This is a genomic window from Paenibacillus sp. LS-5 (assembly GCF_056121505.1).
Genome location: NZ_JBWAVA010000011.1, coordinates 53985 through 74185 on the forward strand (window position 1 = coordinate 53985; position 20201 = coordinate 74185).

The 20201-nt window shown below is 51.2% G+C and carries 13 protein-coding genes and 1 tRNA gene; 12 read left to right on the plus strand and 2 right to left on the minus strand.

What is annotated here, in order from left to right; genetic code table 11:
- Window positions 1-324: 324 nt before the first annotated feature.
- Window positions 325-1296, minus strand: coding sequence for a CgeB family protein (locus AC0MA3_RS16705; RefSeq protein ID WP_474657004.1), 972 nt, complete (start codon window positions 1294-1296; stop codon window positions 325-327).
- 107 nt (window positions 1297-1403) lie between these two features.
- Here AC0MA3_RS16705 and AC0MA3_RS16710 point away from each other — a divergent pair, with 107 nt between their 5' ends.
- Together AC0MA3_RS16710 and AC0MA3_RS16715 are read left to right on the plus strand one after the other, a co-directional pair.
- Window positions 1404-1838, plus strand: a complete 435-nt coding sequence (locus tag AC0MA3_RS16710; protein WP_474657005.1) for a hypothetical protein — start codon at window positions 1404-1406, stop codon at window positions 1836-1838.
- Between the two features lie 181 nt (window positions 1839-2019).
- Window positions 2020-2103, plus strand: a tRNA-Leu gene (locus AC0MA3_RS16715).
- A 65-nt stretch (window positions 2104-2168) separates the two neighbouring features.
- Here the strand turns inward: AC0MA3_RS16715 and AC0MA3_RS16720 are convergent.
- Entirely contained in the window at window positions 2169-3080 is a 912-nt protein-coding gene (locus AC0MA3_RS16720; RefSeq protein ID WP_474657006.1) for a helix-turn-helix domain-containing protein, read from the minus strand.
- Window positions 3081-3238: 158 nt separating this feature from the next.
- On the opposite strand from AC0MA3_RS16720, the gene AC0MA3_RS16725 reads away from it, so the two are divergent.
- The 10 genes from AC0MA3_RS16725 (at window position 3239) to AC0MA3_RS16770 (ending at window position 19851) form a co-directional block, all read left to right on the plus strand.
- Window positions 3239-6367, plus strand: a complete 3129-nt coding sequence (locus tag AC0MA3_RS16725) for an alpha-mannosidase (protein WP_474657007.1) — start codon at window positions 3239-3241, stop codon at window positions 6365-6367.
- A 52-nt stretch (window positions 6368-6419) separates the two neighbouring features.
- The gene (locus AC0MA3_RS16730) at window positions 6420-7535 is read left to right on the plus strand and encodes a glycoside hydrolase family 88/105 protein (RefSeq protein ID WP_474657008.1); all 1116 of its coding nucleotides are present in this window, start codon (window positions 6420-6422) and stop codon (window positions 7533-7535) included.
- A gap of 114 nt (window positions 7536-7649) precedes the next feature.
- Window positions 7650-8699 (plus strand): inositol 2-dehydrogenase, encoded by a 1050-nt coding sequence (gene iolG / locus AC0MA3_RS16735; protein WP_474657009.1) that lies wholly within the window; start codon window positions 7650-7652, stop codon window positions 8697-8699.
- 38 nt (window positions 8700-8737) lie between these two features.
- Complete coding sequence (gene iolB / locus AC0MA3_RS16740) at window positions 8738-9547, plus strand: 5-deoxy-glucuronate isomerase (RefSeq protein WP_474657010.1); 810 nt, start codon at window positions 8738-8740, stop codon at window positions 9545-9547.
- A gap of 299 nt (window positions 9548-9846) precedes the next feature.
- Complete coding sequence (locus tag AC0MA3_RS16745; protein ID WP_379157638.1) at window positions 9847-10866, plus strand: LacI family DNA-binding transcriptional regulator; 1020 nt, start codon at window positions 9847-9849, stop codon at window positions 10864-10866.
- An 869-nt stretch (window positions 10867-11735) separates the two neighbouring features.
- Window positions 11736-12746, plus strand: a complete 1011-nt coding sequence (gene iolC, locus AC0MA3_RS16750) for a 5-dehydro-2-deoxygluconokinase (protein WP_474657011.1) — start codon at window positions 11736-11738, stop codon at window positions 12744-12746.
- Between the two features lie 81 nt (window positions 12747-12827).
- Window positions 12828-14288, plus strand: coding sequence for a CoA-acylating methylmalonate-semialdehyde dehydrogenase (locus AC0MA3_RS16755; RefSeq protein WP_474657012.1), 1461 nt, complete (start codon window positions 12828-12830; stop codon window positions 14286-14288).
- A 23-nt stretch (window positions 14289-14311) separates the two neighbouring features.
- Entirely contained in the window at window positions 14312-16267 is a 1956-nt protein-coding gene (gene iolD / locus AC0MA3_RS16760) for a 3D-(3,5/4)-trihydroxycyclohexane-1,2-dione acylhydrolase (decyclizing) (RefSeq protein ID WP_474657013.1), read from the plus strand.
- Window positions 16268-16375: 108 nt separating this feature from the next.
- On the plus strand, window positions 16376-17272 hold the full coding sequence (gene iolE / locus AC0MA3_RS16765; protein ID WP_474657104.1) for a myo-inosose-2 dehydratase: 897 nt from the start codon (window positions 16376-16378) through the stop codon (window positions 17270-17272).
- Window positions 17273-17598: 326 nt separating this feature from the next.
- Window positions 17599-19851, plus strand: coding sequence for a helix-turn-helix domain-containing protein (locus tag AC0MA3_RS16770; protein ID WP_474657014.1), 2253 nt, complete (start codon window positions 17599-17601; stop codon window positions 19849-19851).
- The last annotated feature ends 350 nt before the right edge of the window (window positions 19852-20201 follow it).

Here is a 20201-nt window from a genome sequence, read left to right on the forward strand (position 1 = left end):
ATGTGGCAAATATCATCGGTTCTCCGCTTAAATACCACAAAGAAGGAAAGCTGGCGTTTTACTCCCTGGTAGATGAACATGTGCGGCAGCTGATTCAGCTTAAAACGAAGATGAAGAAGGACTGGCGGAAGTCAAAGTCACGGGGGGAGGTGGGGATTTTTGAAACTGGAAGAGGGAAAGCGTCCGCTCGAAAGTTTTCCGAAGGAAAGCTCGCATCGGAGCATATGCTGTCTCCGGAATTTATCCGCTAGAAGTGGTATAAATCAGGAAATCCAGAGACAACAGCGGCTGGATGTCCAAAACATTCGCCGTAGTTACGGCAATTTAAGGTTGAACCTTCATCAGCAAATGATTAATTCGATGTTGAAAGGTGTGTGAAGCCAACACGCGTATTCTTGCTTGTATAGCCATTTGTCTGCGTTCCTCATCGTGTGCCATATAATATTGAATCTTCTCAAGTAAATCATTCTTATCTTTGAAAGAAACCATTTCCTTGCCTTCCTCAAAATGTTTCCACAGCTCTTCCTTATAATCCATAAGTTGAAAGGCTTCACAACTGGCAGCATCAAAGGTTCGATTGTTGATACTTTTGGCAATCACACCGATACGGTTTTTGTTGTATTTCTCATCAGAAGGACGATGGATATTTAGAACGATTTTTGAACCATTATAATAATTCACAACCGTTTCGGGCTTTACCCAGGCATTCACTACATGTAAATTCCGATTCCGGTTTTTCCATTTATTATAATGTTGTGCCCATCCTCTCCCGACGATTTGGATACGGTAGTCTGTTCTCGTTAACAGGAATTCTATAAGTTCAATTCGATTGCTATAGGGTACTCCTACTAAACAGATATCACTTGTATACTCTTCAGAGACGGGTGTAGAATGAAATACCTCCGGGTCTGTTCCTAGCGGAAGATGATAGACATATGGATGTCCAAGTCTTTGATATTGTTCTACTGCAGCTTGGTCGATGGTGAAAATGTAGTCGAAATAAGGGATAAGCGGTAAAGTCCAATCTATATAATATGGATCTTCCGTCATCCAAATGGCCGACTTTACGTCAGCTTGTTGCAAGAATTCCAATATGGGTCTGGAGATCTTCAATCCGGTCATGGCTACAATAAGATTAGGCTGCAAGGTTTGTGTCATGAGTTTTAATGCAGTTATATCATGATTTAATGTAAATATTTCACAGTAGTGGCCTGCATTCTGAAATGCTGTTATAACACGTTGTTCGAAAAAAGAATAAATGGCTCTAAAACCTGAAGTAATAAAAATGATTTTCACATTTCTTCCTCCCTTGTACAGGTAAGAGTTTTTAGTTCATAGGACAATGTACAAACACTTAATAATTTATGCCATATGATGATTAATAAATAATTGGAGGTGAACAAATGTCACATGTCTTAGTTGAATTTGCTAGAAGCTCCCAGACAAACCTGGACAATGGGGTGAGTATTCCCATTAATGCATCCCCAACGTTGATATTAGAATTTGGTATTAATGTTCCGACTGCAACTAACATCATAGAACTTCATACGACAGTAGGTTGGGAGGTGATAAACGTTTTTACTACACCCCCGGATCAACCCAAGCTCTCTCTTCAAATCCGTTTGGATGGAGTCGTTGTCAGTAGTGCTGAGCAAGGGGCTATCTCAAACGATGAAGAAGCACCGCTGTCAATGACCACCTCGTTCCAGTCGATTCTTACAAATGTATCTGTTGGATTTCATGTCATTCAAGTGTTTGCCTCAAACCCGGAAGATCTCCAAGGGGATGTAACAATAACCGGCCCAGCCCACATTTCTGCAAAAGTATACGCGCCTTAATAGAAAAAAACTCCTTTTGTAGAAGGCTTCCTTCTACGAGAGGAGTTTTTTCTAATATACTATTCATCTGTATGGCAGCATATGCTAAGTAGTTGAACATGAAAACATCATTTCATAAAAAAAATATTGCCCTCCCACCAGATTCATGATATATTACTTCTTGCGTTGCATTTCTTAATTTGCGGTCATGGCGGAATTGGCAGACGCGCTGGCTTCAGGTGCCAGTGGTAGCAATATCGTGGAGGTTCGAGTCCTCTTGACCGCATAACAACACAAAAGCTTCTGTACTGCTCATCCGGGCAGCGCAGAAGCTTTTTTGGTATGTTTTGTCTAGTAAGACAGCGCGGTTGAGGCTGAATAGGACGAGGTCTGCTGCTTGCGAAACCCGGAGGGAGATATGCCGCTCAGCTTATGGAATACCCGGTTAAACTGGGAGAAGCTGTTGAAGCCGCACTGTTCGGCGATAACGGAAATCTTCAGCCGGGTGCTGATCAACATCTGCTGGGCATTGCGGACACGTATCATTTGGATATACTCGGTCAGTGTAGAGCCGGTAACCGACTTGAACTGATGGGATAAATAATAAGAGCTGATGTAGAACTCCCTGGAGATCGAATCCAGAGACAGTTCGCTGCTGAAGTGACTGTGGATGTATGCAGTAACTGAATATATTTTTTGCATAGTGGAATTCCCTACTTCCTCCAGGACATAGCTGTTTCGCTCTCTTTGCTGGTACAGGGCACACAGAAATTGCTGAAACAAACTGTGAACCCATACAGGATTCAGGGGGGAGGCGCCGTGTGATAAGGTGAAGATCGAGTTCAGTGGATCAAACACAGCTCTCCGTGACTCGCCACTCAAACGGTAGATAGGCACTTCCTCTTCAAAAGAGAGAAACATATTTTTGTAAGCGGTTTCTAATCCAGGTATATTCTTGGGCATAGCGAAGTTAATGATCAGCCTCTTGTGGGGCGGACCTACCGGATATTGTGTCTTGTGCAGACGGTGCGGACGAAGTAGAACGATATCATATTGCTGAAGAGCATACGCATTCCCTTCGATCATATGGGTCGCTCTGGAATCCATTAAGATATGAATCTCATAAAAATCATGAAAATGCTGAAATTCCATATTGATGTCGTGGGACCGCTGGTCATAATCAAAGTAATAAAACAGCGAATCAGCCGGTGTATTAATGCTTACGCTATATCCTTGCTCATACAACAAGTCGCTATCGAGCATGTCCTGTCGCCGCCTTAGTCTGTAAGATGCCCTTATTATAAATCCAGAAAAGCAATATATGCAATATAAATGGGGGATCACAGCAAATATAACGTAGTTTTTGAGGGGAGGGATTTGCTATATTGGCAGTATGAAAGCGGATACAAGGAGTGGAGATAATGTTTTTGACAGAAGAAAAGCTGATCCGGCGTCAGGCGGAGATTGGAAAGTACAGGTACCGCAGGCTGCTGGAGATTGAAGAACTGGAGTTCGCAGAGGATGAAGACGGGGCTAACGGTGTGTATCCTGAGGCTGTCACCTTTGATGGCAAGATCAAGCTGCAGGAGCACTGGCGCGGGCGTGACCGTTATGTCTGGTTGCGTACGGTGGTCGAGATGCCTGTAAGTAAACCGGGCTTCAAAATAGCCGGAAGATTTGATTTTGGCAAGTCGGGGAGCTTCAATAACTCCGGGTTTGAATCCCTGCTGTTTGTGAACGGGGAGCCTTATCAGGGTGTGGATAACAACCACAGGGAGGTTATCTTTGGGCCGGAGCTAAGCGGGCAGACCGTGGAGCTGGTTTTCCGGCTGTGGTCAGGCCTTGAGGGCGGAGGTCCTGCGGTTATTCAGGATCACCGGATTAGCGAGGCGATGATTGGTTACCTGGATGAAACGATTGATGATCTGTGCTATCTGTCGCAGGCGGCGCTGGACACGTACCGGTATCTGGGCAGTGACCAGCCGGAGAAGCAATGGCTCAAAAAAGCACTGAACGACGCCTTCCGTGAAATTGACTGGTCTGAACCTGGTTCAGAGGCCCATGAATTGTCGCTGTACCGTGCCGGGGCCAGCTTGAACGATGCTGTGGATGCTATGCCCAAAACCTTTGATGTGACGGTTACAGCCGTTGGTCATACCCATATTGATGTTGCATGGCTGTGGCAGCTCAAGCATACACGGGAGAAAATAGCCCGGTCCTTCTCTACCGTACTGCGGCTGATGGAGGAATTCCCGGAATATCAGTTCCTGCAGACACAGCCGCAACTATACGACTATCTGAAACGTGATTACCCTGAACTGTTCGGGAAGATCTCAGACAAAATCAAGGAAGGCCGCTGGGAAGCTGAAGGAGCCATGTGGCTGGAGTCGGATTGTAACATCCCGTCCGGTGAATCACTGGTCCGCCAGATTGTGGCGGGCAAACGCTACTTCCGGGAAGAGTTCGGCATCGAGAGCAAGTATTTGTGGCTGCCGGATGTATTCGGATACAGCTGGGCTTTGCCGCAGATTTTACGCAAGTCGGGGATTTCGACCTTCATGACAACCAAAATTAGCTGGAATCAGTTCAACCGGATGCCGCATGATACGTTCTGGTGGCGCGGGCTGGACGGTTCCGAAATATTGACGCACTTCATTACCACCTCGGAGAAGAACGGAGATGCGTACACATACAACGGCCGGATGACAGCCGCAATGCTGCGCGGGATCTGGAATTCGTATCAGGACAAGGAGATCAATGATAATCTGCTGTTCACTTATGGCTGGGGTGATGGAGGCGGCGGGCCTACACGGGAAATGCTGGAGCTTCGGCGGCGGTTCGATAAGCTTCCAGGGATCCCCAAGCTGGAGATGGGGAGCGCAGGAGCGTATTTTGACGGGCTGCATGAACGGATTGAAAATTCGGATGCCTATGTGCATACCTGGAATGGCGAGTTATATTTTGAATGCCACAGGGGGACATATACCTCTCAGGCCAAGAACAAAAAATACAACCGGCGGCTGGAATTGCTGCTACGGGATGCAGAGTGGCTGCATACGCTCACCAGTGTCCGGCGAGGTGATCTTGCAACCGGTTACCCTGCGGAAGAGCTCAGAGGGATATGGGAAATCCTCCTCCGCAACCAATTCCATGATATTATCCCCGGCTCATCGATTAAAGAGGTATACGAGGATAGTGACCTTGAATATGCAGAAGGAGAGGCGCGGTCGCTGGCTTTAATTAACGGCTGCGGTGAAAAGGGAGAGCGGACGGAAGGACAAGGAAGTCTTACCCTGCTGAACAGCTCCATCTGGGATCGTCCACGGTATGCTGAGTTACCGGGTGGAACAGCGAGTAATGCTGTCATCTGTGATACGGCCGGGCAACCTCTGGAGCAGCAGCGTACAGCAGACGGGGGAAGGCTTGTGTATATTCCTTCTGTACCTGCTCTTGGTACGGCTGTTCTGCAATATGGCCAGGGGGAACTGGCTATTGCCCGCTCGGAGGAAGAATCACCGCTGGCTGATGCTGCCGGCAACCGCCTGACAACACCTCTGGTTGAGGTGGCCTGGAATGACCAGGGACATTTCACCTCGATCTATGACCGCCGGAACGGCCGTGAGCTCCTGGCACCTGGAAAGCGCGGCAATGTGCTTCAGGTGTTCGAGGACAAACCGCTGGATTTTGAAGCCTGGGATATTGATATCTTCTACCAGGAGAAAATGACAGAAATCTCGCAGCTTGAAGAATGCAAGCTGATCGAGAACGGTCCGCTAAGAGCGGTCCTGCGTATGGTCTGGACGTACCATCGCTCAACCATCACCCAGAGAATCGTGTTCTACCGCGACACGGCGAGAATTGACTTCTGCACAGAGATGGACTGGCATGGCCATAATCAATTACTGAAGGCAGCATTTCCGGTGGATATCCATGCTGTGGAAGCTACCTACGATATTCAGTTCGGCAATGTGAAGCGCCCGACGCACTGGAACACGAGCTGGGATTATGCCCGTTTCGAGACGGTAGCCCACCAGTGGGCGGATCTCAGTGAGAGGGGTTATGGTGTAGCCCTGCTCAATGATTGCAAATACGGGTATGACATCAAGGACGGCGTGATGCGGCTGACGTTATTGAAATCGGCGGTCCATCCTAATCCCGAGCAGGATCAGGGCCAACATTCCTTCACTTATGCGCTTTATCCGCATACCGGTGATTTTGTGGATGGCGGGGTTGTCCAGGAGGCTTGGGAATTGAATAATCCTCTGCGGTCGATTCCGGGAGAGCTGGAGGGTGAGGCCCTGTTCTCGATTGACGGCAAACATGTGCTGGCCGATGCTATTAAACGTTCGGAGGATGGCAGCCATGTTGTACTACGCCTGCATGAATACGCGGGTTCCCAGACCCGGGTCCGTGTGGAGAGTGCCTATCCTATTGAATCCTGGCAGGAATGTGATCTGATGGAGGAGCCGCAGGGGGATTGGCAGGATGGTGATTTCTCCTTCCTAATCAAGCCTTATGAGATCAAGACTTTTAGAATAAACATGGGATAAGAGCAAACTGAGGAAAGATCAATATACAGCGGAAAAGGGAGCGGAGTAGAAGATGGGGAACTACCGGGTGAACAAGGACGAAATCGTTGACAAGCTGAGTCTAGTGACCAATAAGCTGCTGAAGCTGGAACGGCCGGAAAACGAAGCTGAGCTGCAGAACTTAGGGGCGGATGCGGGGCGGCGGGGATATTTTGCCCGTGATTTCGGGATGGAGGAATGGGACTGGCCCCAGGGAGTAGGGCTATACGGCCTTCAAAAGCTGGAACGGTATTTCGGAGACGACCGTTATAGCAGTTACGCGAAGCCATGGATGGTACGTCAACTGGAGAAGGGGCTGCCCAGCTGGAACATTAATACCACTGCCCCGCTGTTGTCACTAATGGAACTGGAGGAAGCGGAGGGGCTAAGCCTTGAATGGGTCCGGTGGTTGATGAATGGTCTGCCGCGGACGAAGGAACTTGGTTATCAGCATGTCACAACGGGAGCAAGCAAGCATGAAATTATGCTCCATGACAATGAAATTTGGATTGATACGCTGTTTATGGCTATTTTGTTCACAGCCAAAATGGGTGTGAAGTATGATAACGCCGAGTGGAGACAAGCGTCGCTGCATCAGCTGCTGCTGCATATCAAATATTTGTATGACAAAAAGACGGGGCTGTTCTTCCACGGCTGGCATTTTGGCAGCCGCCATAACTTCAGTGAGGCCTTCTGGTGCCGCGGCAACGGGTGGTTCGCGCTCGGCCTGCCGGAGTACCTTGAGTTGATGCGCCCGTATCTGGACAGTGGTGTATTCACTTATCTTCAGCAGATCCTGCATGCACAGGCAGAGGCGTTATTGGCCTGCCAAAGCGGGGATGGACTGTGGCATACCCTGTTAGATGACACGGGCAGCTATACCGAAACTTCAGGGTCAGCAGCCATCGCGGCGGGTATTCTGCAAGGTGTCCGCAAGGGACTGCTGCCAGAGCAGTATGCGGATCAGGCCATGGGAGCAATCCGGGCTGTCCTTGGCAAAATTGACAGGGAAGGTACGGTGCTTGGTGTATCCGGCGGTACGCCGATTGGCGCGGCTAAGGAGGATTATAAGCAGATCCTTATTGCCCCTATGGCCTATGGCCAGGCGATGGCCATCGTCGCGTTGGGAGAAGCACTGCATTACTGCTGATAGTGTTCTGCATGCAAAAATAGACGAAGAAATTTTACTTGTAGTAGTGTCATTGCTTGGAGTATACTGATTTCGGGAAGGTTAAGCGCTTACCCTTGAGGAGGATAAGCGAAAATGGTACATCCGATCGTAGTAGGAATTATCGGCGCTGGCAGAATCGGTCGCCTTCATGCAGATAATCTGCGTGTAATGCCGTCGTTTAAACTGAAATCAATTGCTGAAGCTATGGTAAGTGAGGAGCTGCTGGATTGGGCAGAAAGCCGGAACCTGGGTTCTGTATTTACAAATGGGGAAGATCTGCTGAATGACCCTGAGATTGAAGCGGTGTTCATCTGTACGCCGACGGATACCCATGCTTACTGGATTGAGCAGGCTGCCCGCGCCCACAAGAATATTTTCTGTGAGAAACCGATCAGTCTCTCTTCGGAGCAGACCAGCCGGGCTCTGCAGATTGCAGAGGAAGAAGGGGTGCTGCTTCAAGTCGGCTTCAACCGCCGGATGGACCCGAGCTTCCGCAAGCTCAAGCAGCTGGTTCAGTCCGGACAACTGGGCACCCCCCATATCGTGAAGATTACTTCGCGTGACCCGCAGCCGCCCGGTGAGGCTTACGTCCTTTCTTCCGGCGGGATGTTTATGGATATGACGATTCACGATTTTGATATGGCCCGCTACCTGATGGGTGAGGAAGTGGCTGAAGTGTATACAAGGGGCGCCAATCTGGTCGACCCAATGTTCGGCCGTTGTGGTGATGTGGACACAGCCGTCATCACGCTAACCTTTGTAAGCGGCGCCATCTGTGTGATTGATAACAGCCGGAAGGCCGTCTACGGCTATGATCAGCGGGTAGAGGTGTTCGGTTCACACGGATCAGCCACGGCAGACAACTGCCGTCCGACCACGGTGGAAGTGTCTACCGCAAGCTCTGTTACACGCGATCAGCCAGAGCATTTCTTCCTGGAGCGGTATAATCAGGCGTTCACAGATGAGGTTGCCGCGTTTGCACAGGCGATACGCTTGCAAGAGCCGCTTATTTGCAGCGGCATAGACGGCCAACAAGCGGAACGGATTGCTGAAGCCGCGAAGAAGTCGCATCTGACCGGACTTCCGGTCAAGCTGTCACACCATGCAGGAGAGGGTATGACAGCAACGAGCCAGGTATTGTAAGCGGATGCACAACCTGAAAACAGAGGAGGCCGGTGAAGATGTCTGATTTGATCATTAAGGCCGGAGCCCCCGGCAAGGATGGACTGGTGGCGGCAGTAAGCAAGGAAAGCGCCGGGTGGAAATATGTAGGTTTTGAGGTGTACCAGCTGCAGGCCGGGGATACATTGAGCCGCAGTGCAGAGGACAACGAGATCTGCCTGGTACTGCTGTCAGGTAAGGCGGATGTTAAGGTAGATGGCATAGTGTTCTCCGGCATTGGCGAGCGCATGTCTGTGTTTGAGGATCTGCCGCCGTATGCGGTGTACGTTCCTGCAGGTGCGCATTATGAAGTTACCGCCCTGACAGAGCTGGAGCTAGCCGCCTGTCTGGCACCAGGGACGGGCAAATATGCCCCAAGGCTGATATCTCCTTCAGACGCTGTGGCCGAGAACCGGGGGTATGGCAGTATGTCGCGCCGGGTGGTCAACATCCTTCCGGAGCAGAGTGAAGCCGAGAGCCTGCTGGTGGTCGAGGTACGTACGGGCGGCGGCAACTGGTCCAGCTATCCCCCGCATAAGCATGATCAGGACAATCTGCCGGCAGAGTCCTACCTGGAAGAAACGTACTACCACCGGGTTAATCCAGCGCATGGCTTTGTGGTGCAGCGGGTATATAATGACGACCGCAGCCTGGACGAGACACTGGCCGTGGCTGACCGCAGCATCGTACTGGTTCCTGAAGGCTACCATCCGGTGTCTGCACCGCCGGGTTATGATTCATATTATCTTAACGTGATGGCTGGCCCCGTCCGTACCTGGGTTTTCCACAATGATCCGGATCATGAGTGGTTGTTCGGAGCGCAGCCGTAACCGACAGGCGGGAATAATTATTGATGGACTGGCCAAAGAGGGGCTTCCGCAGAGCGGAGGCTCCTCTTTGCACAGTGCGTGGTGAAAGCGCAGGGCGTTTTGAAAGCACAGTGCGTGGTGAAGGTGCAGGGTGCGGTTAAGGTGTGGTGGTGGTTAGGTCCTTGTGTGGTTAAGGTCGGGGCATGGTCAACTAATCGGCTGTGGCAGATGAGCCTGGCACCGTGTAATAGACACCGTCAGGTGAGTTCCCTATAATCAATCGTATAAGATTGCAGAAGGTAGAGGCGGGCTTACTAATTATGAAACCTACGATATATGATGTGGCACGTGAAGCGGGAGTCTCCATCGCAACCGTGTCCAAGGTGCTGAATAAGAGCGGAAGGATCAGCGACAAGACAAGACAGAAGGTTAGTCTTATTATGGAGGAGCTCAATTACCAACCGAGTATGGTAGCTTCTGCGCTGACGAGTCGCCGGACAGGAACGATAGGGCTGATGATACCGGATATTGCCAATCCTTTTTTTGCCGAGGCTGCCCGCGGTATTGAGGATTACTCCCAGGGGCAGGGAAGCGACTTGATCGTCTGCAGTACGGACCGGGACGATGACAAGGCAGCAAGGTATATCTCGCTGCTCCTGCGCAAACGGGTCGATGGTCTGATCATCGCTTCTCACATCGGTAATCCGGACATGATCCGCCGTCTGCTGGCCGATCATGTGCCGCTTGTTCTGTTCTCGGCGGATATCCGTATGATGGAGAGTAACTCTGTCACGGTAGATGACTATAAGGGCGGCTATCAGGCAACGGAATATTTGTTGTCTCTGGGACACCGCAAGCTCGGCATCATCTCCGACAATCTGCCGGGGAGTAAACTGCGTGCGGAGGGTTTTCTGGATGCGCTGAAGGCAGCGGGTGTCCCCTTTGAGAATCCGGCTAATATTACACATACTTCGGCTACACTGGAGAATGGCCGGAAAGCAGCTGCAGCAATGCTGGGCCAGGCTGAGGAGGAGCGGCCGACAGCAGTGTTCGCCTGCAACGATCTGCTCGCAATCGGGGTGTTGAAAGAGGCTCGCGGTTTGGGGTTGTCCATTCCCCGCGACCTGTCTGTTGTGGGCTTTGACAATACCATGCTGGCTGAGATTTGCCATCCCTCGTTGACCAGTGTTGCCCAGCCCCTGCGTGAGATGACAGAGCAGGCGATGATCCTGCTGAACCAGTCCATCGACAATCCGGACAGCCCCAAGCGTAAAATTATGCTGATGCCGGAGCTGGTCATCCGTCATTCCACAGGGCCGGCGCCTGTTAAGAAGCAATAAAAGCTAGGTTGCGCCCGAAGTCAGGCGTTCGGAGTCAGTTCCACACATTATGCAGGCTTGTTCACCGCTAGGAAGTGGAGAACAGGCTTTTTTTGTTCCTTTGCAGGCAAGCGGGAACGCAGAATCAGCGGGCTGAAGGGAAGTAGCAGGGGAGTGTTGGAGTAGCATAGAAGTGCAAAGGAGTAATAGAGGAGTAGCAGGGATGGTAAAGAACCAGGAGTCGTCGGGGGGAGGAGCAGATGCCCCTGGAATGGTGAAAGGAGTATGGAGGAGGGCGAAGGAAAGAGGTGGGGGGACATGGCATTGAGCTTCGGTATAGGAAAGTGGAAAAAGTGAACTTAAAAAGGCCGAGAATCCTAATATGGGGGGAATAGTTGGAAAAAGGAAACTTAATTCAAGCCAAATTAGCTTAAAAGGTGCAAATGGGTCGGATTAGAGATACCTTTTCCACCTAATGCTTGCTGGGTGGGGAAATTGAAAGATTTAAGTTCACTTTTTCCACTTGAGTTGCACTCTTCTGCTCATGACTCAACATTAGTGTATAGCCAAATGAGGCCGGTACGATTCCACGACGTGACCAGTGGACTAAAGAACAACGAACAACGAATTCGTGGAAACGCTTCAAATTTAGGATTGCCAAACCAACACTTCTAAATTATACTTAAGTAGAAATTAGGTTAAGCGCTTACCCTTCCCCAACCCCTCAATCACTGAGTTTCAAAAAATGCTGGAATTTAATCGGATTTTTTTCATTTCATACTTTTCATTTCATTCTTTTCATTGTACTAAAGGCGAGCTCATGCAACCCAATACAGGCCAGATTCTACTCATGTATTCTTTCACTGAAGTTTTTTCAAGGAGGCGCCACTATGAACGGTTTACAGTTCGATCCCGACCGGCCGCTGGATTTAATTGCTATCGGTAGGCTTTGTATTGACCTCAATGCCAATGAAACCGGAAGACCCATGGAAGAGACACTCACGTTCACCAAGTATGTCGGCGGCTCCCCGGCCAACATCGTGATTGGCACGGCGCGGCTGGGCATGCGTACGGGCTTTGTCGGCAAGATTGCCGATGACCAGATGGGCCGCTTTATCCGGACCTATCTGCAGAACAACGGAATTGACGACAGCCAGGTGACGGTTGACCGAACCGGAGCAGTGACCGGGCTTGCTTTTACGGAGATTAAGAGTCCGCAAGAGTGCAGTATTCTCATGTACCGCGACCATGTGGCAGATTTGCTGCTGAATACGGAGGAAATTTCGGAAGATTACATCCGGAGCTCCAAGGCGCTGCTGATCTCAGGTACCGCACTTGCACAGAGCCCCTCCCGCGAGGCAGTGTTTCTGGCGCTGGAATTTGCCCGTAAGCATAATGTCACTACATTCTTTGATCTGGATTACCGCCCTTACACATGGAAATCTGCCGCAGAGACGGCTGTCTACTATAATCTGGCTGCTGAGAAATGTGACTGCATCATCGGTACCCGTGAGGAATTCGACAGTATGGAGAACCTCTACAATGAGAAAGGCGCAGACGATGAGGCAACGGCCAGCCGCTGGTTCTCGCACCGGGCGAAGCTGGTTGTCATCAAGCATGGCGGAAGCGGATCTATCTCTTACACGGCTGACGGGGGGAAACACCGGAGCGGTATTTTTCCCGCTAAGGTATTGAAGACGTTTGGAGCTGGAGATTCATATGCTTCAGCCTTCATCCACAGTCTTATGCGGGGAGATACCGTCAGCGAGGCCATGCGCCGCGGCAGTGCGTCTGCATCCATCGTCATCTCCCGGCACAGCTGCTCGGACGCCATGCCAACCCTGGACGAATTGGAAGCGTTCTTACGTACCCATGAGGAAGTGAGTTCGGGCGCAGAGTAAGGGAGAACACAGATTCAAGTCATCATCTCGAAGCAAACATACTAGCAGGAACAGAACATTAGAGCCGAAGGAGTGAAGAAGTTGGAACAGCAAACCGCGCAAGTACTGAACAACTATATAGACGGGCAATGGGTAGCGGCAGATACGAAACAGATAGAGACGGTATATAATCCGGCTTCGGGTGAAGAATTGGCCAGAGTTCCGCTGTCCGGAAGAGCAGACCTGGACCGCGCTGTGGCTGCGGCGAAGAAGGCTTTTGAAGGATGGTCCGCAACACCGGTGCCGCGCAGAGCGCGAATATTGTTCAAATACCAGCAGCTTTTGGTAGAGAATTGGGATGAACTCGCAAAGACGATTACGCTGGAGAATGGAAAAAGCTTCAAAGAAGCGTACGGCGAGGTGCAGCGCGGGATTGAGTGTGTGGAGTTCGCTACTGGTGTCCCGACGCTGATGATGGGCCGGCAGCTGCCGGATATTGCAACAGGAATCGAGTCCGGGATGTACCGCTACCCCATCGGTGTGGTGGGCGGCATTACACCGTTTAATTTCCCGATGATGGTGCCCTGCTGGATGTTCCCGCTCGCCATTGCCTGCGGCAATACCTTTGTGCTGAAGCCCTCTGAACGCACACCGCTGCTGGCGGCACGTCTTGCAGAACTGCTGGAGGAGGCTGGACTGCCAAAGGGTGTATTCAATCTGGTTAACGGTGCGCATGATGTCGTAAATGGCCTGTTGGAGCATCCTGATGTCAAAGCGATTTCCTTTGTGGGCTCGCAGCCGGTGGCGGAATATGTATTCAAGAAGGGCACTGCGCATTTGAAAAGAGTGCAGGCGCTGGCGGGCGCAAAGAATCATTCCATCGTACTGGCGGATGCGAATCTTGAAGCCTCGGCCAACCAGATTGTTAACGCAGCCTTCGGCTCTGCCGGAGAACGCTGTATGGCTTGCTCCGTGGTAACGGTGCAGGAAGAGGTGGCGGATGAGCTGATCTCCATCCTGCTGCGTGAATGTGACCTGATGAAGATAGGCAATGGAATGGATGACGGCACGTTTCTTGGGCCGGTGATCCGTCAGGGCCATAAGGAGAGAACCGTCTCTTATATTGAACAAGGCGTGGCGGAGGGTGCGAAACTGCTCCGGGACGGCCGGGAGGATGCAGCCGTGCAGGAGAAGGGTTATTTTATCGGGCCCACGGTGTTTGACGGGGTGACCCGGGACATGAAAATCTGGCAGGAGGAAATCTTTGCGCCCGTATTGTCGGTGATTCGTGTCAAGGATGTGGCCGAAGCGGTTGAGATCGCCAACGCGTCGCGGTTTGCCAACGGAGCTTGTATTTTTACGAATGACGGCGGGAAAGTGCGTTATTTCCGGGAACATATCGAGTCTGGCATGTTAGGTGTCAATGTCGGGGTACCGGCACCCATGGCCTTCTTCCCCTTCTCCGGCTGGAAGGATTCCTTCTATGGTGACCTTCATGCGAATGGAAGCGACGGGGTTGAATTCTATACACGCAAAAAAGTCGTCACTGCCCGCTGGCAGTAGAGAGGACGAGGGGAGGGATTCCTATGGAACGAATCAGATTAACGACAGCGCAAGCACTGGTGAAATTCCTGGACCAGCAATATGTGGACTTTGGCAGCGGGCCGGAGCGTTTCATACACGGGATATTCACCGTCTTCGGTCACGGTAATGTGCTCGGCTTGGGGCAGGCGCTGCAGGAAGCACCGGGCGGACTGACCGTCTACCAGGGAAGAAACGAGCAGGGGATGGTTCATGCAGCAACTGCTTTCGCCAAGCAGAGCCGCAGACGGCGGATCATGGCTTGTACTGCTTCAGTGGGTCCTGGCTCGGCCAATATGCTGACTGCTGCCGCCACTGCGACAGCGAACCAGATTCCCGTTCTATTGCTGCCTGGCGATACATTTGCTACCCGGCAGCCTGATCCGGTGCTGCAGCAGATGGAACATACTCATAATCTCTCCATCACGGTTAACGATGCCTTCAAGGCCGTGAGCAAATATTGGGACCGGATCTGCCGGCCGGAACAGCTAATGACAGCACTGCTGAACGCGATGCGTGTACTGACGGATCAGGCTGACACCGGGGCAGTTACGATTGCGCTTCCGCAGGATGTGCAGGCTGAGGCTTGGGACTACCCGCTTGATTTCTTCCGTGAGCGTATTCACCGGGTCATTCCCCGCCTTCCTCATCCGGAAGAGGTTGCGGCGGCGGCAGATCTGATTGCCAGTAAACAAAGACCTCTCCTGGTCTGCGGAGGCGGGGTAAGATATGCGGATGCCGGACCGGAACTACGTGATTTCGCGGAAAAATTTGCGATCCCGTTCGGGGAAACACAAGCTGGAAAAAGTGCCGTGGAGAGCGATTGTGCCTATAATCTGGGCGGTATCGGCGTTACCGGCAATGGCTGCGCCAATGCCCTGGCTGCAAAAGCCGATCTGGTGATCGGTATAGGAACCCGGTTTACAGATTTCACCACAGGTTCAAAAAGTCTGTTCGCACATCCCGGGGTGGAATTTCTGACACTTAACGCTTCCCCTTATCATGCTGCCAAGCTGGATGCACTCGCGGTGGTCTGTGATGCAGCTGAAGGTCTGACTGCACTTTCTGCAGCTTTGGAGGAACGCGGCTACCGTTCCGCGTATACGGATGAGATCGGGTCCGCCAAAGAGGCATGGGAAGTAGAGCGGAATCGTCTGGCTGGCATAGAGTATACCCGGAATGAAGACACAGACAGCCTTGAAGGTTCCTTCGTACCTGAGATTGCCGGCCAGCTGGATGAGTTGCTCCCTGAGTATGCAGCGAAGCTGGAGACTTCACTTACGCAAACACGGGTGCTTGGGATCATTAATGAATGTATTCCCAAAGACGCTATTGTCATTGGAGCCGCAGGTAGCCTGCCTGGCGATATGCAGCGGATGTGGCATGCTGCGGTCCCGGATACTTACCATATGGAATACGGATTCTCATGCATGGGGTATGAAATCTCCGGCGCACTGGGTGTGAAGCTGGCGGAACCAGACCGGGAGGTGTACGCACTGGTAGGTGACGGCAGCTACCAAATGCTGCATTCGGAGCTGGTGACAAGTCTTCAGGAGAACAAGAAAATCAATATTATTCTGTTCGACAATGCGGGCTTCGGCTGTATTAACAATCTGCAGATGGAACAAGGCCTGGACAGTATGGGCACTGAGTTCCGCCACCGTGGCCCGGACGGCCGCTTAAGCGGTGAATTGATGCAGATTGACTATGCAGCCAGTGCAGCAGGCTATGGTGTCAAGACCTTCCGTGCGGCAACGGCTGAGCAGCTGCGCAGCGCCCTGGAGGAAGCCGGGAAACAAGAGCGGTCTACGCTGATCGACATCAAGGTGCTGCCAAAGACCATGACCCATGGCTACGGCGCCTGGTGGCATGTCGGGGTACCGGAAGTGTCTGGCAGCGAAGCGGTGCAGTCGGCCTACGAGCAGAAGCGCAGACAACTGGATAAAGTGCGCAGCTACTGAAAGAGCCTAAGCCCTGTATATTCCTGATACCTCCTGAAAGTAATGAAAGAATCATGCGGCGGGCCTAGACCCGTCCTATTACGGATAACGGAAGGGATAGACGCGATGATGTTCAAAGAACATACAGTGAAGCTGGGGATTGCCCCCATTGCCTGGACCAATGATGACATGCCTGAGCTCGGACGGGATAATACCTTTGAGCAGTGCATTAGTGAGATGGCACTTGCGGGGTTTCAGGGAAGCGAGGTGGGCAACAAATATCCGCGCGACCCGGAGCGGCTGCATCGGGCGCTTGCGCTCCGTGGACTTCAGATCGCCAGTGCCTGGTTCAGTGCGTATCTGACGGTGCGTCCATATGAGGAGACGGCTGCAGCCTTTTGTGCACACCGTGACTTTTTGCATGAGATGGGGGCCAAGGTGATCGTTGTCTCCGAACAGGGACGGAGTATTCAGGGGCAGATGGATACGCCATTGTTTGCTGCTAAGCCTGTATTCACAGAAACGGAATGGTCACTACTCGCGGAGGGGCTAGGCCGTCTGGGACGTCTCGCGGCTGAGAAGGATATGACACTTGTGTATCACCATCATATGGGGACCGGAGTGCAGACCGCGATTGAAATCGCCAGGCTGATGGAGCTAACGGAGCCGAATGAGGTATCCCTGCTGTTCGATACCGGGCATTTAGCCTTCGCCGGAGAGAATCCGCTGGAGGTGCTGCGTTTTCATTTACCCCGGATTAAACATGTACACTTGAAGGATATCCGGCCCGGGATTGTCGAGCGTGTCAAACAGGAGGAGCTCAGCTTTCTGCAGGCGGTAAAAGAAGGTGCGTTCACCGTGCCAGGCGATGGCTGCATCGCGTTTGCAGAGATTTTCGCCGAATTGGACCGTTCCGGTTATTCGGGATGGTTCGTGGTGGAGGCAGAGCAGGACCCGGAACTTGCTGATCCTCTGGAATATGCGGTGAAGGCACGACGTTATATTAGGGAAGTCAGCGGTTTATAAAGCATAAAGAGCGAGAAGTTCCCGCTTGGCAGGTGCTTGGGCGGATATGAATGCGGGGTTGCACGGTCCAGTGCACTCCGCCTTTTTGATTGTTTTATAGCAAAAAGATAGGACGGGGATTTCCGGATACAGCAATACGGACTCTCTGGGTCATTCCTGTATTTACCATGTCCCACAGGGTTGGCCGGGTCTACACAGCATGTGCTATAATGGCAGAAATTCAAACAAAACTCGTTATTGAATGCGCTTCCAATTATTGGGGCTGAGTATATATTAGTGACTGAAACACGGCCTATATTCATAGGGCTGTTAGAGGGGGTTATCCATTGTTCCGTACCTGGTATCGCCGGTTGCTGCTGTCGTACTTTCCTATTTTTCTGCTTACGGTGACCATACTTATTTTCGCCTCCTTTGTTTTTATTAATGATATTTCACGCATGGAGACCCAGAAAGCAGACCGTATCGCTGCCAACTATCTCGTGGATAATGTAGAGCGGACCATCAAGGAAGTTGAGCTGTCGGTGCTCGAATCTGCTGAACGCAGTGATGCTTACAAACGCTACTTCAACAGTGAGGGCCAGGCGGATACCGGGGCAATCTATGCGGTGGCCCAGAACCTGCGCATCCTGACAGATGAATCATCTTACATTCAATCCATTTATTTATATGACAAGAAAAATGAAAGCGTTATTACAGAAACTGGATTAAAGAATCTGACAGGATTCATAGATGAAGACTGGATTCGCCGCGTGACCTCCGGAACGGTGAAGGAGGGGTGGCAGCCCGTCAGGGAATATAAGGATGAGTTCGTTCAGCGCACGAGTGTGCGTGTGCTTACTATAAATAAAGGAATGCCGCTGCCCTTTGGCTCGGAGGGTCTGCTGGTCATCAATATCAAAATGAGTGGAATTGAACAGATTGTAGACAGTATGGTTAACGAGCAATTGTCTTTCCTTACGATCTATGGAAGCGATGGACAGTTGTTGTACCAAGCACATTCAGACAGTGAGGGAGCCAAGAACGGCAAGCTGCTGAACACTCTTCATATGGAGAACACGGGATGGAAATTCTCTAGCGGGATCAAGGCGGGTAATCTGTTCAGCTGGGTTTCTGTGATCTCCTATCTCTGGGTAGCGATTGCGTTCGGAACAGTGGTATGCGCGGTTCTATATCTGATCTATGTTACCCGGCGCAACTATAAGCCGATTCAGGTGATCATGAACCGGATTGAAGGCCATCAGATCCGGACGATGGATCAATCCGCTTCAAGGCCGGATGAAATGATGCTCATTGACGGGGTGCTCGAAGATCTGATCAACCATATGACGGATTATGATAAAAAGAGCAGAGAAAATCTGCTGCTGCAGCGGAGCAAGCTATTCACCGATCTGCTGCACAGTGAGCGGCTGGACAATGCCGTCCAGCGGATGGAGGAGCTGTCACCGCTCTCTGGTGCCGATTCTTCTTCCCGATTCACAGTGGTACTCAGCGAAATTAACCGCTATGAGAAGGTTTTTCAGGATCGATATACCCGGGGCGACCAGAACACGCTGAAGTTTGCCCTGATGAATGTTTTTCAGGAATTGGCGCGTGGGGCAGATTTACAGGGCTGGGCGGAGTGGATCAGTACTGACCGGGCGGCAATTCTCTTCCTGGCAACCGGAAATGATGAGGAGATGACCGAGAAAATCCGTCTGTTCGCCGAGCAATGCCGTTCCTGGGTGGAACAGAATTTGCGTATCTCGCTCAGCTTTGGGATTGGACCGGCAGTAACCGGTCCGGGTACGATCCGGGACTCCTATGTGGCAGCAGAGAATGTCATGCAGCATAAGCTTCTGATGCACGAAGATATCATTTTGGCGGAAGGTATAGATTCGCGTCAGCCCCTGCTGGAAACTTATAAATATCTGCAGATGATTGCGGAGTTCGTCAAGCAGTTTCGAATGTCGAGCGGCCAGTGGCGGCAGCGGCTGGAAGGGATATTTGAAGCATTCGAACAGGACTTTCTGCAGGACGACGATATTCGTTCCCTGATTCAGGCCATGCTGCAGATGCTGAACCGGGAAGTAGCTGTGATGTCAGAGCAACTACAGGATGAACTGTCGGCGGAGACTGCGGCGGAGCAGTTGAAGCTGCTGGAAAAGGCGGAATCTATTCAAGAAGTGAAGGGGATTCTGTTCGAGTACTTAACCGATGTATTCCGCACCTATGTTTCTGTCAGCGAGACCAAAAGTTACAAAGCGATGGTCAATGAGATGAAGAAATATATAGAAGAGAATTTTGCCAATCCGGATCTTTCCCTGAAGCATTTAAGCGACCGGTTTCAGATATCCGGGAAATATGGCAGTTATCTTTTTAAAATGGAATTCGATATGAAGTTTGTTGATTTCCTTACGCAGCTGCGGATGGAGGAAGCTGAAAAGCTGCTGCTGGAGACGGAATGTTCATTGCAGGATATAGCACTAAAGGTGGGGTATGCGAATGCGATCACCTTCGGGAGGGTATTCAAGCGGGTGATTGGAATTACGCCAGGCGATTACCGCTCTTTGAAGCGTGGACACAAAGCCACAAACACCTGAATGGTAAGCCGTATTCGTTGTACCGATGAAAGGTGAACAGACCGGACCGGAATATGCCTGCAACCTTTGTGAAGAAGGGTGCAAGCGGTGTTCCGGTCTTTATTTTCAGAAACCTTGAAAGCGCTTTATTATACGAAAATAGTTGTTTTCGATAAACAGGAAGGCCGAATTCACGGTAAAGTGCAGTTCCGAAACGGGTTTATTGTCAAAGCGGTGAAGCCTGTGAAATACTGTGGGCATCCCAAACAACAGGCGGCAAGGCAGAGCGCGATAATATGCGAAGCGATTCCGCTTAAGGGATATTATTGGATCAAGGCTTGGGGGAACATAAAGTCACCATTACGGCCTGC

Coding starts and splice junctions, on each gene's coding strand:
- AC0MA3_RS16710 (WP_474657005.1), top strand. CDS start 1,404: ATGTCACATGTCTTAGTTGAATTTGCTAGAAGCTCCCAGACAAACCTG.
- AC0MA3_RS16720 (WP_474657006.1), bottom strand. CDS start 3,080: ATGCTCGATAGCGACTTGTTGTATGAGCAAGGATATAGCGTAAGCATT.
- AC0MA3_RS16725 (WP_474657007.1), top strand. CDS start 3,239: ATGTTTTTGACAGAAGAAAAGCTGATCCGGCGTCAGGCGGAGATTGGA.
- AC0MA3_RS16730 (WP_474657008.1), top strand. CDS start 6,420: ATGGGGAACTACCGGGTGAACAAGGACGAAATCGTTGACAAGCTGAGT.
- iolG (WP_474657009.1), top strand. CDS start 7,650: ATGGTACATCCGATCGTAGTAGGAATTATCGGCGCTGGCAGAATCGGT.
- iolB (WP_474657010.1), top strand. CDS start 8,738: ATGTCTGATTTGATCATTAAGGCCGGAGCCCCCGGCAAGGATGGACTG.
- AC0MA3_RS16745 (WP_379157638.1), top strand. CDS start 9,847: ATGAAACCTACGATATATGATGTGGCACGTGAAGCGGGAGTCTCCATC.
- iolC (WP_474657011.1), top strand. CDS start 11,736: ATGAACGGTTTACAGTTCGATCCCGACCGGCCGCTGGATTTAATTGCT.
- iolD (WP_474657013.1), top strand. CDS start 14,312: ATGGAACGAATCAGATTAACGACAGCGCAAGCACTGGTGAAATTCCTG.
- iolE (WP_474657104.1), top strand. CDS start 16,376: ATGTTCAAAGAACATACAGTGAAGCTGGGGATTGCCCCCATTGCCTGG.